Consider the following 13,499-nt stretch of genomic DNA (forward strand, 5'->3'; position numbering starts at 1 on the left):
CTAGGGGGCGGAGAGCCCGGGATTGAACCATCCCGGTGAACGCAACGTTGTCCGGTGTGGACCGCGCGAACACGGACAGTCCGTCCGTCCGATCGCGCCAAACCTTGCCAACGTGAAGGTCCCTGGTCAAGCTGCGCCGCTGAGGGCGGACGGGACGACTTTCCCACATAGTGGTTGGAATCTTGATGGATCAGCGTCACTGCACCGACACGGATAGTCGTGACGGTCACATTCGTGCACGTCAACGCCTACGGAGCGTCGATTGTCGAGCCGAATGGTTGATTGTCAGGGCACCGTGAACGCTGTTTCCGGAACGGCGCAGACTTCCCAAAGGCTTGCCGTTTCTGATGAAATCGCGGCCGTGCCGCGTGTGGCACGAGCCCTGTCGCGTGGATCGGCTTCTCCCGGGCGGCAGTCTCGGGATGGGCGAGGAAATGCGGGGATGACCAGCGAGGAGATGTCGTGAGCACCGGTTCTTCGGCCCAGGCTTCGACCTATCCCGCCCTCGGCGCCGGCGCCCCGGCCGGTGGCAGCGCGGATGTCGGTCGCCAGGGTGGGGCCGGCACGCGGGAGCGGCGCGGACGCATCCCGCGGCTGCGGGACGCACGCATCCGGTCCAAACTCGCCCTCATTCTTTTTGTGCCGCTGGTGGCCGTGCTCGCGCTCGCCACCGTGCGGCTCGTCGACGTCGGTGGCCGGGCGCTCGACGCCCGCCAGGTCGAGGACCTGACCAGGCTCTCCACCGACGTCTCCGACCTGACGCAGTACATCCACAAGGAACGGATGGCCGCGGCGCAGTACCTCGCCACGCCGGGTGCCAAGCCGGACGGTTACAACGCGGCAATCGCGCTCAGCGACGACCGGATCCAGCGGTACACCGCGGACCGCCGGGAGCTGGACGACGCGCCCACCGCCGTGCAGGACCGGCTGAACCGCATCGACGGCCACCTCCAGACGATGGAGGCGACCCGCAAGAAGGTCACCGACCGCGACGAGATCGCGATCTCCGAGGCGGTCCTGCGGTACGGCGTCGTGCTCACCGACCTGGTCGGCTACGGCGAGGTGCTCAGCCAGTACGCCGGCGAGGGCACCGTGGCCGACACCCTCCGCACCGTCTCCGCGTTCGCCCGGGCCAAGGCCGGCACCGCCGAGCAGGAAGCGGTCGCCTACGCCTCCCGCGCCTCCGGTGACCTCAGCGCCGAGCAGCTCTCCGTGCTCACCGCCACCGAGACCAGCCAGCAGGAGGCGCTCGAGAGCTTCGCCCTGGTGGCGACCCCCGCGCAGCGCGCCCTGGTGGACAACACGGTCACCGGCGACGCGATCAACCTGGCCGACCAGTACGCCACCCGGCTCAACCGCTCCGACCCGATCACGCCGATCGAGCTGACCCAGTCCTTCGGTGCCGTCGTCGACCTGATGCGCTGGGCCGAGCAGCGGCTCGAGTCCGAGGCCCTGACCCAGGCGGCCGACGAGAGCTCCGCGGTGGGCCGGCAGGCCGCCCTCGAGGCCGGGCTGGTGCTGCTCACCCTGATCGTCGCCATCGCGCTGGCCGTGGTGCTGGCCCGCTCGCTCAACCTCTCGCTGCGCCGGCTGCGCGAGGGCGCCCTGGCCGTGGCCCACCGCGACCTGCCCGAGGCGGTCGCCCGGCTGCGGGACGTCCGCAACCTGGGCGACGGCGGCGCCGACGACATCGTGCGCCAGGTACGGGACCCGATCCGGCTCACCAACCGCGACGAGGTCGGCCAGGTGGCGCAGGCGTTCAACGTCGTACACCGGGAAGCGGTCCGGATCGCGGCCGAGCAGGCCGCCCTGCGGACCAGCGTCTCGGCGATGTTCCTCAACCTGGCCCGCCGCTCGCAGAGCCTGGTCGACCGGATGATCGGCGAGCTGGACCTGATCGAGCGCGGCGAGGAGGACCCGAAGCGGCTCGCGCAGCTCTTCGAGCTCGACCACCTCGCCACCCGGATGCGCCGCAACGACGAGAACCTGCTGGTGCTGGCCGGCGCCGACTCCAGCGCCCCGCGCCGCGAGGACGCCCTGGTGGTCGACGCGCTGCGGGCCGCGCAGTCCGAGGTCGAGCTCTACAACCGGATCGAGTTCGGCACGGTCGACACCGACATCTCGATCATGGCGGTCGCCGTCAACGACGTGGTCCGGCTGGTCGCCGAGCTGCTCGACAACGCGACCCGCTTCTCGCCGCCGAACACGGTAGTGGTCGCGGACGGCCGGCGGATCCGCGACTACGTGGTGATCCAGGTCGAGGACCGCGGGCTGGGGATGTCCGAGGAACAGATGGACTCCCTGAACCGGCGGCTGGCCGAGACCCCGGACGTGGACGTCGCGGCGTTCCGGCTGATGGGCCTGGCCGTGGTCAGCCGGCTCGCCAACCGCTACGGCATCCGGGTGGAGCTGCGCGCCAACATCGAGGGCGGCACGGTCGCCCAGGTGATCCTGCCCAACCACATCGTGGTGCTGCCGCAGCACCGCCCGCTGGAGTCGCCGACGCGCGGCAACCGCCAGCTCGACGCGGCCCCGGCCAACTGGAACGACCCGATGCCGCTGGGCCGGGGCAGCGCGGCGACGGCGACCCTGCCGGCGATCGCGCCCGAGCCGTGGGGGCAGCGCACCGACGGCGGCCTGCTCCGGTCCGGCACCGGTGGTTACCCGGTGGTGCCCGCCCCGCAGGAGCCGGCGCACCCGCAGCTGCCGTTGCAGCCCGCGCAGCTGCCCGGCCGCGGCGACGGCCTGCCCACCCCGGACCGGCCGGTGCTGCCCAGGCGCGGCGAGGGCCAGCCGGCCACGGACCGCCCGCCGCTGCCGACCCGGGTCACCCAGCCGGCCGAGTCCGCGCCGGTGGCCGGCTTCGGCGTCGGTGCCACGAGCTCGCCGACGATGGCGTACCCGACCATGAAGGCCGCGGCGCCCGACCGCCAGGTGCAGCAGAGCTTCGCGCCGGCCACCGGCTTCGCCACCCCCGACGGGGGTACGGTGCCGGCGCCTGCCCGGCCGGCCAGCCCGAACCCCAACGGGTGGGGTGCCGCGCTCGCGGCGATGCCGCCGGCGCCCCCGCCGCCGGCGCCGCAGACCGAGGATCGCGGCGAGTCCTCGCCGATCTTCCTCGAGATGCAGCAGAGCTGGTTCAAGGGGCACGAGGGGCTGACTTCCGGGGAGTGGAGCATGCCGACCGCGGGCTATGCGCCACCGCCGAACCAGCCGCAGGCCGCCGCTCCGGTGGCGGCAGCCCCGGCGGCCCCGGCAGCCCCGGCGGCCCCGGCGGCCGCTGCTCCGGCGGCCCCGGTGACACCCCCGGCAGCCGCTGCTCCGGCAGCCCCGGTGACACTCCCGGCGCCGCCGGCCCCGGTCCCGCCGGCAGCCCGACCCGAACCGACGACCTCCCGGCCCCAGAACGCGGGGCAGAATGGTTCGCGACCGGTGGAAGCCGGTCCGGACAGCGGTGCCCAGGTCCCCCGGCCACGCAGGTCGGCCGAGGATGCCTGGCGCACCGCCGCCGACGAAGGCTGGCAGCGGGCGATGGCCGCGGCGGAACCCGCGGTCAACGACACGACCCGTTCCGGACTACCCAAGCGGGTGCCCCAGGCCCAGCTCGTCCCCGGTGGCGTGCAGAGCAGCCCGCGCAACCAGAACCGTCGCAGCCCGGATGAGGTACGCGGCCTCCTCTCCGCTTACCACCGCGGTGTGCAACGTGGGCGTACGGCCGGCAGCGAGGAAACTGCCGCGGGCGCCCCTGCTCCGAAGGAGAACTCACAGTGACCAGGCCCCCCACCATGCAGGACATGGGCTGGCTGCTCAGCAACTTCGCCGACAGCGTGGCCGGTATCGCGCACGTCGTCGCGGTCTCCGCGGACGGCCTGCTGCTGGCCTCGTCGCGGGACCTGCCGGCGGACCGTGCCGACCAGCTCGCCGCGATCACATCCGGCGTCGTCAGCCTCACCGACGGCGCGTCCCGGATGTTCAACGCCGGCGAGGTGCAGCAGACCATCATCGAGATGGACAGCGGATACCTCTTCCTGATGTCCATCAGCGACGGCTCCTCGATGGCCGTGCTGGCGGCGCGCAGCTGCGACGTCGGCCAGGTCGGCTACGAGATGGCACTGCTGGTCGAACGGGTCGGCGCCGCCCTGGTGCCCGCTCCCCGCGAGGCCGTGTCACACCAGGTCTGACCTGGCGCTGTATCCCGTACCGCAGAGCACGCCGGAAGGAGGTGACCGCACGTGGGACAACCGCACGACCCCCGGGGCAACCTGGTCCGTCCCTACGCGGTCACCCGGGGCCGGACGGAGCCGCAGCGGCACATCCCCATCGAAGCGGTCCTGGTCGCCAGCCAGGCCGCCGTGCAAGAGGCCCGGTTCGCCGGGCATGACAAATACCGCATCGCCGTGCTGTGCGAGCCGCGGGCGCAGTCCCTGGCCGAGATTGCTGCATACAGCAGGCTCGCGCTGGGAGTAGCTCGGGTGCTGGTCGCCGACATGGTCGCCGACGGGCTGTTGACGCTGCACAGTGCCGCTCCCAAGGAAGGCTTCACGGAGCGGATGGATCTGCTGGAAAGGGTGTTGAGTGGACTTCGCAAGCTCTGAGCGGGCGGGGGCGCAACCCAAGGAGATCACCTCCGCGAAGATCGTCATTGCCGGCGGCTTCGGCGTGGGCAAGACGACCCTGGTCGGTGCGGTCTCCGAGATCGAGCCGCTGACCACCGAGGCCGTGATGACCTCGGCGGGCCAGGGCATCGACGACGCGTCCAAGGTGCCGGGCAAGGAGACCACCACGGTCGCCATGGACTTCGGCCGCATCACGATGGCCGACGACCTGATCCTGTATCTCTTCGGCACGCCCGGCCAGACCAGGTTCTGGTTCATGTGGGACGAGCTGATCAGAGGTGCGGTGGGCGCGGCGGTCCTGGTGGACACCAGACGGATCTCCGACGCCTTCGCGCCGCTTGACTACTTCGAGAACCGTCACCTGCCGTACCTGGTGGCGCTGAACTGCTTCGACGGAGCACCCCGGTACGAACCGGAAGAAATCCGCGAAGCCCTGGCGATCGCACCGCACGTGCCACTGATCATGTGCGACGCCCGGCACCGCGACTCGGTGAAATCAGTGCTGGTGGGCGTGGTGGAACACGCGATGGCAACCCTGGTCGCCGAACAGGGCAGAGGCTTCCCGGCAACGGTGGGCTGAACCCGGCCCCGAGCCCCGCGGCGGTCCGCATTGCGGACCGCCGCATCACCGTGCCCGGGAGCACAACACGCGCGGAATGGGGCATGCCTGCCTTCGGCGTGGGCTGCTTGACGCCTATGGGGCTGCGGGCCCACTCACGCCGGCCCCCGACATGAGCAGTAAGCCGGCCACCCGCCCAAACCACGTGCCCCAGTGGCCAGCCCGCCCCAACGCCAAAAAGACCCAGTCCGCACGGGACGGCGTGTGCGGCGGTGTGCGCCTGCGGGTACGCCGGCCATGGACGCCCCGACAGATCTTGTAACGCTGTGGTCGGCTCGTCCGCGCTGCGACAAGATCAGGCGCAAGTGGTTGAAGCGTCAATGGATGAGCCGAAGGGGCGTGCTTCGGGTAGACGCTACGGCCGCGGCTAGCCCTTAACCCCAACTCCACAAGACTCAGGCGGCGCGAGGGCGCGCGAGGTCGATGCGGCGCGGCGCGAGGCGCGGGGTGCGGGCGGCGCGGTGTGCGGGCGGCGCGGTGTGCAGCGTGGGGTGCGGCGTGGGTGGGGCGCGGCGTGGGGCGTGGGTGGTGCGGTGCTGCGCGGTGTGGCGCGGGGCGCGGGCGGCGCCGGGGCGAGGGCGGCGCCGGGGCGAGGGCGGCGCCGGGCGGCGCGGGGCGGAACGAGGGCGGCACGGACGAGGGGACGCGGTGCAGCGCGGGGCAAAGGCGAGGACGGGCGTCTGCGGTGCGGGGCGTCTGCGGTGCGGGGCGTCTGCGGTGCGGGGCGTCTGCGGTGCGGTGCGGGGCGTCTGCGGTGCGGGGCGGGGAAAGGCGGGGTCTGCGGCGCGGGGTGCGCCGGGCGGGGCCGGGCGGGCCGGGTGCGCCGGGCGGGGCCGGGCGGGCCGGGCGGGCCGGGCGGGGCCGGGCGGGGCGGGAATCTTGGGCGGGTGGCAGCGGTGGGCGGTTGCGGGGCACGCCTGACGTGGATGCTTCGGATGGCTTGTAACGCCGAGGTCGGCTCGCTCGAGCGCTGCGAGATTCAGGCGCGCGGGACAGGTGGTGGGTGCGTGGGTGGGCCGGAGGCGAGTGCCCGGCAGGTGGCGGGGAGTCGTGTCCAGCCTCGCGCTTTGAGCACTGCGCGATCCAGCGGGGTCGGTGGGCGGCGGAGGTCTGTGCTGGTGGACGTTGTAGCGCGGTGGTTAGCTCCGCACCCCAGCGCTACAAGATCGCGCGGGCGGTGGAGCCCAGCGCGAAGGGCTGTCGCGCGTGCGGGGGTGCGCCGGCCGGCGGGAAGGCAACGAGGGTGACCACGTCGGGCTTGGGGGCGGGGATGACCCACGCAGGGACCAAGCCTGACCGCCCGGAGTGGGTTGTCCCCGCCCCCAAGCCCCACCATGCACCTCGCGCAAGGGGAGGGTCCATGCAACCAGCGCGAGCGAATGGACCATGCAATCACCCTGCGTTCGGCGGGAGCGACGGTCAGTGCCATGCAACCAGGCACGACCGGAAGATCTTGATTTGCTCAGGCCGGAAGGCGGTAGCCGCGTTTCACGACCGTTTGGATCACGCCCGGCGTGCCCAGGCCGGCTCGGAGGCGGGCCACCGCCATCTCCACCGCGTGCTCGTCCGCGCCGCGGGGGAGGGCCCTCAGCAGGGCCGCGCGGGACAGCACCCGGCCCGGGGTTGACGCCAGGGCTCGCAGGACCGCCATCGGGGCCGGCGCCAGCGGCTTCAGGTCTCCGTCCACGATCGCCGCGTGGCCGCGCAGGGTCAGTTTGTGGCCCGCTACCTCCAGGGACAGCGCCCTGCGGGGCAGTTCGTCGACGATCGTTCTGACCAGGGCGCTCAGCCGGGCGCGGGCCGGGGTCACCACCGGCACGTCGTGTCTGCGCAGTGGCGCCGCTGTCACCGGGCCTACGCAGGCCGTCAGGACGTCGGCGCGGAGTGCTTCCAGCAGGGGCTCCGTGTTCGGGCCGGCCGTGCGGAGCAGGGCGCTCACCGCTGGGGCCGAGGTGAACGTCACCGCGTCCACCAGGCGGCCCGTGATCAGGTCGACCAGGCGGTGCAGCGGGGCCGGGTCGACCGGGGGCGCCCAGCGGTATACCGGGACCTCGATCACCCGGGCGCCCGCCGTCTGGAGGGCCTCGGTGTATTCCGGCTGGCTTTCGCCATGCAGTTGCATTGCGACCGTCAGTCCGGCGATGCCGCGGGCGGTCAGGTGCTCCACGACCTCTTCGTAGCTTTCGCCCTCCGGCGACCATTGGTCCTGCAGGCCCGCGGAACGGATCGCGGCGCGGGCCTTCGGGCCGCGGGCGACCAGGTACGCGCGGGACAGCACCGACCGCAGCGGCTCCGCCAGCCCCCAGCCGTCCGCCGCCTCCAGCCAGCCTCGCATGCCTATTCCGGTGTTCACCAGCACGATGTCCGGTGGCGTCTCGAGGCAGGCTCGGGTGGCCGCGCGCAGTTCCGCGTCGTCGGCGATCGGGACGATGCGGAGGGCTGGGGCGATCACTACGCGGGCGCCTCTGTTCTCCAGCAGGCCCGCCAGTTCGTCGCGGCGGCGGTCCGAAGTCACGCCTATCGTGTAGCCGGACAGCGACGCCGTCGGCTCCGCGAGCGCTGCTGCGGTGATCACGGTTTTTCTCGCGCTGCCGGCCCGGTCCGTCATCCGGCGGCCCGCCCTCCCCACACTGAGGTGCGGGGAGGGTTGCCAGAAAGCCGCGGCGTGGCCGGCCGGTCCACCGAAGGGCACGCTCGGAGACCGCCGTCCTCAGCGTGGACCCGCTCCCATGTCACGCTTGCGTTCTCCGCCGTACCTCCGGCCGGCACACGCCGCGGCTTCCCGTTGCCGAGCCGGTCAAACGGCTCGGCGGGCACCGCCAGGTCCGTCCTCAACCCTGGCGGTGGTCCTGCGGTGGTGCGCCCGGGCGCGCCGCCGGGCCGGAGCCCTGGCCGCGTCGTCGAGATGACCGCACCACTCGCCATGTCGGAAGACTGCCGGGGGGTAATTACCACCGCGCGTCCCGTATGTTTCGAGCCTGCTAAGAGGCATTCACGTTGCCGGGCGTGCCACCGGTGGGTGGAATCACGCATCCCCATGTCGGCGTGCCGCGGGGCACCGCCTAAACTGGTGGCGCTACGTTATCCGGTCCCGTCTGCATGGCGGGCCCACCGCCCGTTTTGACCGCGCGCCGCGCAGGCGGGTATTGTTGCCTGCTGTTGTGCGACAGCTGCGAGCGTGCCCGTTCGGGTAGGCTTGATGTTCGTGCTTTCTGCGACCAGCGCGCGCCCCCAGACCGACGACGAGACAAGGTAATTCTGTGCGTACGTACAGCCCGAAGCCGGGTGAGATCGAGCGTCAGTGGCACATCATCGACGCTTCCGACGTCGTTCTGGGCCGGCTCGCCACCCACACCGCGGCGCTCCTGCGCGGCAAGCACAAGCCCACGTTCGCCCCGCACGTCGACACCGGCGACTTCGTGGTGATCATCAACGCCGGCAAGGTTGCGCTGACCGGCAACAAGCGGCAGACCAAGGTCGCCTACCGGCACTCCGGTTACCCGGGTGGCCTGAAGCAGATCGGCTACGAGGAGCTGCTGTCCAAGCGCCCCGAGCACGCGGTGGAGCTGGCCGTCAAGGGCATGCTCCCGCACAACAAGCTGGCCCGCCAGGTCATCAAGAAGCTCAAGGTCTACCCGGGCGCCGAGCACCCGCACGCCGCGCAGCAGCCGGTGCCGTTCGAAATCAAGCAGATCGCGCAGTGAGCGCGGGCGAAGGAAACAGCATGACCGACATCGTCGAGCCCGAGGTCGTCGAGACCGTCGAGGAGCCCGCCGTCGAGGCCCCCGCCGCTGAGGCGCCTGCCGCTGAGGCGCCCGCCGCTGAGGCGCCTGCCGCTGAGGCGCCTGCCGCTGAGGCCTCCGCTGCTGAGGTTCCCGCCGAGACTGCCGAGACCGTCGTGGTCGTCGAGGCCGCGCCGGCTCCGGTGCGCGCCCCGCGCCCGGGCGACCGGCCGATCCAGACCGTGGGCCGCCGCAAGGAGGCCATCGTCCGGGTGCGCCTCATCCCCGGCACCGGCAAGATCACCTGCAACGGCCGCGACCTCGAGGCCTACTTCCCGAGCAAGGTGCACCAGCAGCTCATCCGTGAGCCGCTGAGCACCGCGGAGAAGCCCGAGCAGTTCGACGTGATCGCCAACCTGCGCGGCGGCGGCATCACCGGCCAGGCCGGCGCGCTGCGTCTCGGCATCGCCCGGGCGCTCATCACGAACGACCCGGACGACCGCCCGGCCCTGAAGAAGGCCGGCTTCCTGACCCGTGACTCGCGGGTCAAGGAGAGCAAGAAGTACGGCCTCAAGAAGGCCCGTAAGGCTCCGCAGTACTCGAAGCGCTGATCGCAGCGCTCGTCTTGCACCACGTCTGACCGGACGGCCGGGCGCGCTCCTCACCGGGGAGCGTGTCCGGCCGTTCGCGTTTCCCTCCCCGACAAACAGCACCGGCCCACCGCCCGAACACGGGCGGGCCCGGCGAAAGGAACGACCGCCATGGGGCGACTCTTCGGCACTGACGGCGTACGCGGGCTGGCAAACGGTGACCTGCTCACCCCGGAACTGGCCCTTTCGGTCGCGGTCGCGGCCGCCCGGGTGCTCATCGAGAGCGACGCCAGCCACCAGCCCCTGGCAATCGTCGGGCGTGACCCGCGGGCCAGCGGCGAGATGCTGGAGGCCGCCGTCGTGGCCGGGCTGACCAGCGCCGGCGCCAACGTCGTCCGGGTCGGTGTGCTGCCCACCCCGGCGGTCGCGTACCTGGTCGGCCAGACCGGCGCGGACCTCGGCGTGATGCTGTCGGCGTCGCACAACCCGATGCCGGACAACGGCATCAAGCTCTTCGCCCCGGGCGGCCAGAAGCTCCCGGACGAGCTGGAGGAGAAGATCGAGGCCGCCATCGCCGACGGGCACGGCCTGGTCGGCCGCCCGATCGGCGCCGGCGTGGGCCGGGTGCACGACCTGCTGGACGGCGCCGAGCACTACATCAAGCACCTGGTCGAGTCGACCCCGCACCCGCTGGCCGGGGTCAAGGTCGTGGTCGACTGCGCGAACGGCGCGGCCAGCGAGGTCGGCCCGACCGCGTACGAGGAGGCGGGCGCGGAGGTCATCGCGATCCACGCCAACCCGGACGGCCTCAACATCAACGACAACTGCGGCTCGACCCACCTCGAGGCGGTCCGCGAGGCCGTCCTGGAGCACGGCGCCGACCTGGGCCTGGCCCACGACGGCGACGCCGACCGCTGCCTCGCAGTGACCGCGGCCGGCGACGTGGTCGACGGCGACGAGATCATGGCGATCCTGGCCCTGGCCATGCGCGAAGCCGGCGACCTCACCGAGGACACCCTGGTCGCGACGGTGATGAGCAACCTCGGCCTGCGGCTGGCGATGAAGCAGGCCGGCATCCGGCTGCTGGAGACCAAGGTCGGCGACCGGTACGTGCTGGAGGAGCTGGCCGCGGGCGGCTACGCGCTGGGCGGCGAGCAGAGCGGCCACATCGTGATGCCGGCGTACGCGACGACCGGCGACGGCGTGCTGACCGGCCTGCACCTGATGGCGACGATCGCGCGGACCGGCAAGTCGCTGGCCGACCTGGCGGGGGTGTTGCACAAGCTGCCGCAGGTGCTGATCAACGTCCCGGTCAAGGACCGGCAGGCGGGAGCGGCGGCGCCGACGGTGCAGGCCGCGGTGGCGCTGGCGGAGAACGAGCTGGGCGAGACCGGCCGGGTGCTGCTGCGCCCGTCGGGCACCGAGCACCTGGTCCGGGTGATGGTCGAGGCGGGCAGCGAGGACCAGGCGCGCACGATCGCCGAGCGGGTCGCGGACGAGGTGCGTTCCGCCAGCCCGGCATGAGCTGACCGGCGACGGGTCCGGCGTCTCGCCGGGCCCGCCGCCGCCGCGGCTCGGCTGGCGGCTGGGGTTCAGCCGGAGCCGGGGCTGGGCCCGCCCGCGGGCGGGGTCGGGCCGGGCGGGGTCGGGCCCGGGCCGACCGCAGGCTGGGGCTCGGCTCGGGGCCGGGCCTGCCCGCAGGCTGGGGTTCGGGACGGGGCCGGGCCTGCCCGCAGGCTGGGGTTCGGGACGGGGTCGGGCCTGCCGTCGCGAGGGGCTGTCAGGCGAGGGTGCGCAGGCGGCGGGCCGCCTCGTCGATGACGTCCTCGCGCTTGCAGAAGGCGAACCGGATCAAGCGCCGCCCGTGCTCCTGGTGGTCGTAGAAGACCTGGGTCGGCACCGCCACCACCCCGCAGCGCTCCGGCAGCGCCCGGCAGAAGTCGACGCCGTCCGTGCCGCCCAGCGGCGTGATGTCGGCCGTCACGAAGTACGTGCCCTCGGACGGCAGCACGCCGAAGCCCGCGTCGGTCAGGCCGGCGACGAGCCGGTCGCGCCGGGACTGCAGGCCGTCGCGGAAGCCGGTGAAGTACGCATCCGGCAGGCCCAGCGCCACGGCCACCGCCGGCTGGAGCGGTCCCGCGTTCACGAACGTCAGGAACTGCTTCACCCGCGTCGTCGCGGACACCAGCGGGGCCGGGCCGGTCGCCCAGCCCACCTTCCAGCCGGTGCAGGAGAAGGTCTTGCCGGCCGAGGAGATCCGCAGGGTGCGCTCCCGCATGCCGGGCAGGGTGGCGAGCGGGACGTGCGGCTCCGGCGCGTCGGTGAAGACCAGGTGCTCGTAGACCTCGTCCGTCACGGCGTACACGTCGTGCTGCTGGCAGAGCTCCGCGATCAGCGCCAGCTCGCCGGCGGTGCAGACCTTGCCGGTGGGGTTGTGCGGGGTGTTCAGCAGCATCAGCCGGGTGCGCGGCCCGAACGCGGCCCGGAGCTCGTCCGGATCGAAGCCGTACCGGCCGTCGGGGCCGGCCCGCAACGTGACCGGCCGCCGGACCGCGCCGGCCAGCGCGATCGACGCCGCGTACGAGTCGTAGTACGGCTCGAAGCACACCACCTCGTCGCCCGGCTCACACAGCCCGAGAATGCCGGCGGCGATCGCCTCGGTGGCGCCGGCGGTGACTACGACCTCGGCGTCCGGATCCCGCTCCAGCCCCCAGAACCGCTGCTCGTGCGCGACGATCGCGGCGCGCAGCGCGGGGATGCCGGTCAGCGGCAGATACTGGTTTGCCCCTGACCGCAGCGCCTCGGCGGCCGCGGCCAGCATCTCGGGCGGCCCGTCGGTGTCCGGGAAGCCCTGCCCGAGGTTGACCGAGCCGGTGCGCAGGGCCAGCGCGGACATCTCGGTGAAGATGGTGGTGCCGAACGGGCGCATGCGCCCGACGAGCGGATCGGCCGGGGTCGACGTCGTCACCCCGTCAGCCTACGGCGTGCCGTGGCTGAGGGGTTTCTAGAAGACCAGCTTGGTGCAGGCGGCGGTGATGAAGGTGCCCTCGCTCGTCTTCTGTGCCACTTCCTCGCCGTCCACCTTGGCGCTGCAGCTCAGCGTTCCCTCGGACGTGGCGCCGCGGACCGCGATGACCGACACCAGCGCCGAGCCCTTCATCGTGATCGTCTTGCGCCACGGCAGGTCGACGTTGCGGACCCGTTTGGCGTCGCCGCCGAGCTTCTCCACGTACACGATCTCGACCGGGCCGTCGCCGCTGACCTCGTACTCGACCTCGATCTCCTTGTCGGGGTCGATGTCCGGCAGGTTCGGCAGCCCGGTGGGCAGGTCGGTCGGCAGGTCCGTGGGGAGGTCGGTCGGCAGGTCGGTGGGCAGCTCCGGCACCGCGGTGGGCAGGTCGGGCAGCGAGTCGATCTTTTCCTGGGCCTTCTCGGTGGCGCGGTTCACCAGCAGGACGACCGAGGTGACGCCGCCCGCGCAGAGCAGCAGCACCACCGCCACCAGCACGGCGACCAGCGGGAGGTTGCTGCGCTTCGGGGGCGGGGGCGGGGCGCCGTAGCCGGGCGGCGGGCCGTAGCCGGGCGGGGGACCGTAGCCGGGTGGGGGACCGTAGCCGGGCGGCTGGTGGGCCGGCGGCGGGTACTGACCCTGCTGCTGCGGCGGCTGGCCGGGCTGGGCCTCGTACTGCGGGTAGTTGGCCTGCGCGGGGAACTGCGACGTCGGCGGGTAACCCTCCGGCGGCCCGCTGGTCTGCGCGTTCGGGGTGGGCAGCGAGGCGTAACCCGGCTGGAAAGTCGGCGCCGGGGGCCGCGGCGGCTGGTAGGGCTCGGCGCCCAGGGAGTCGCCCGACGGGGCCGACCACGGCTGGCCGGAAACGGGTTCTTCCGAGTGGTACGGGCGCGTCGGGTCCGAAGGGGGTGGGTAGCTCAATCGTCTCTCCAGAGCAGGCGT

The 13,499-nt window shown here is 72.6% G+C and carries 10 protein-coding genes; 7 read left to right on the forward strand and 3 right to left on the reverse strand.

Annotated features, from left to right (window positions below; translation table 11 throughout):
• The first annotated feature begins 462 nt into the window (after positions 1-462).
• From ACIBQZ_RS03110 to ACIBQZ_RS03125, 4 genes are read left to right on the forward strand one after another with little or no spacing between them, the layout of a single operon-like run.
• Entirely contained in the window at positions 463-3,771 is a 3,309-nt protein-coding gene (locus ACIBQZ_RS03110) for a nitrate- and nitrite sensing domain-containing protein (protein WP_396086755.1), read from the forward strand.
• Entirely contained in the window at positions 3,768-4,181 is a 414-nt protein-coding gene (locus tag ACIBQZ_RS03115) for a roadblock/LC7 domain-containing protein (RefSeq protein ID WP_023358264.1), read from the forward strand. Before ACIBQZ_RS03110 ends, ACIBQZ_RS03115 begins: the two co-directional genes overlap by 4 nt.
• A gap of 51 nt (positions 4,182-4,232) precedes the next feature.
• On the forward strand, positions 4,233-4,595 hold the full coding sequence (locus ACIBQZ_RS03120) for a DUF742 domain-containing protein (protein ID WP_396086756.1): 363 nt from the start codon (positions 4,233-4,235) through the stop codon (positions 4,593-4,595).
• Positions 4,576-5,196: a GTP-binding protein gene (locus ACIBQZ_RS03125; protein WP_396086757.1), complete on the forward strand. Its 621-nt coding sequence runs from the start codon at positions 4,576-4,578 to the stop codon at positions 5,194-5,196. The genes ACIBQZ_RS03120 and ACIBQZ_RS03125 overlap by 20 nt, the downstream gene beginning before the upstream one ends.
• Before the next feature lie 1,501 nt (positions 5,197-6,697).
• Here the strand turns inward: ACIBQZ_RS03125 and ACIBQZ_RS03130 are convergent.
• On the reverse strand, positions 6,698-7,843 hold the full coding sequence (locus tag ACIBQZ_RS03130; protein WP_396086758.1) for a uroporphyrinogen-III synthase: 1,146 nt from the start codon (positions 7,841-7,843) through the stop codon (positions 6,698-6,700).
• Between the two features lie 652 nt (positions 7,844-8,495).
• On the opposite strand from ACIBQZ_RS03130, the gene rplM reads away from it, so the two are divergent.
• The 3 genes from rplM to glmM all read left to right on the forward strand — a co-directional run bounded on the left by rplM (position 8,496) and on the right by glmM (position 11,071).
• Positions 8,496-8,939 (forward strand): 50S ribosomal protein L13, encoded by a 444-nt coding sequence (rplM, locus tag ACIBQZ_RS03135; protein WP_396086759.1) that lies wholly within the window; start codon positions 8,496-8,498, stop codon positions 8,937-8,939.
• Between the two features lie 20 nt (positions 8,940-8,959).
• Positions 8,960-9,568, forward strand: coding sequence for a 30S ribosomal protein S9 (gene rpsI / locus ACIBQZ_RS03140; RefSeq protein ID WP_396086760.1), 609 nt, complete (start codon positions 8,960-8,962; stop codon positions 9,566-9,568).
• A 150-nt stretch (positions 9,569-9,718) separates the two neighbouring features.
• Positions 9,719-11,071 (forward strand): phosphoglucosamine mutase, encoded by a 1,353-nt coding sequence (gene glmM, locus ACIBQZ_RS03145; protein ID WP_396086761.1) that lies wholly within the window; start codon positions 9,719-9,721, stop codon positions 11,069-11,071.
• Between the two features lie 256 nt (positions 11,072-11,327).
• Here glmM and ACIBQZ_RS03150 read toward each other — a convergent pair whose 3' ends face one another.
• Both ACIBQZ_RS03150 and ACIBQZ_RS03155 read right to left on the reverse strand, forming a co-directional pair.
• Positions 11,328-12,515: a pyridoxal phosphate-dependent aminotransferase gene (locus tag ACIBQZ_RS03150; protein ID WP_396086762.1), complete on the reverse strand. Its 1,188-nt coding sequence runs from the start codon at positions 12,513-12,515 to the stop codon at positions 11,328-11,330.
• A gap of 36 nt (positions 12,516-12,551) precedes the next feature.
• Positions 12,552-13,478 carry an MmpS family transport accessory protein gene (locus ACIBQZ_RS03155; RefSeq protein ID WP_396086763.1) on the reverse strand — a complete coding sequence of 309 codons (927 nt, stop codon included), beginning with the start codon at positions 13,476-13,478 and terminating at the stop codon, positions 12,552-12,554.
• Between the last annotated feature and the right edge of the window lie 21 nt (positions 13,479-13,499).

Origin of the sequence: Actinoplanes sp. NPDC049599 (assembly GCF_044465625.1) — a bacterium.
In the GTDB taxonomy this organism is placed as follows: Bacteria; Actinomycetota; Actinomycetes; order Mycobacteriales; family Micromonosporaceae; genus Actinoplanes.

Excerpts from the sequence above, each read along its gene's own strand:
- ACIBQZ_RS03130 (WP_396086758.1), bottom strand. The coding sequence starts at position 7,843 with ATGACGGACCGGGCCGGCAGCGCGAGAAAAACCGTGATCACCGCAGCA.
- rpsI (WP_396086760.1), top strand. The coding sequence starts at position 8,960 with ATGACCGACATCGTCGAGCCCGAGGTCGTCGAGACCGTCGAGGAGCCC.
- glmM (WP_396086761.1), top strand. The coding sequence starts at position 9,719 with ATGGGGCGACTCTTCGGCACTGACGGCGTACGCGGGCTGGCAAACGGT.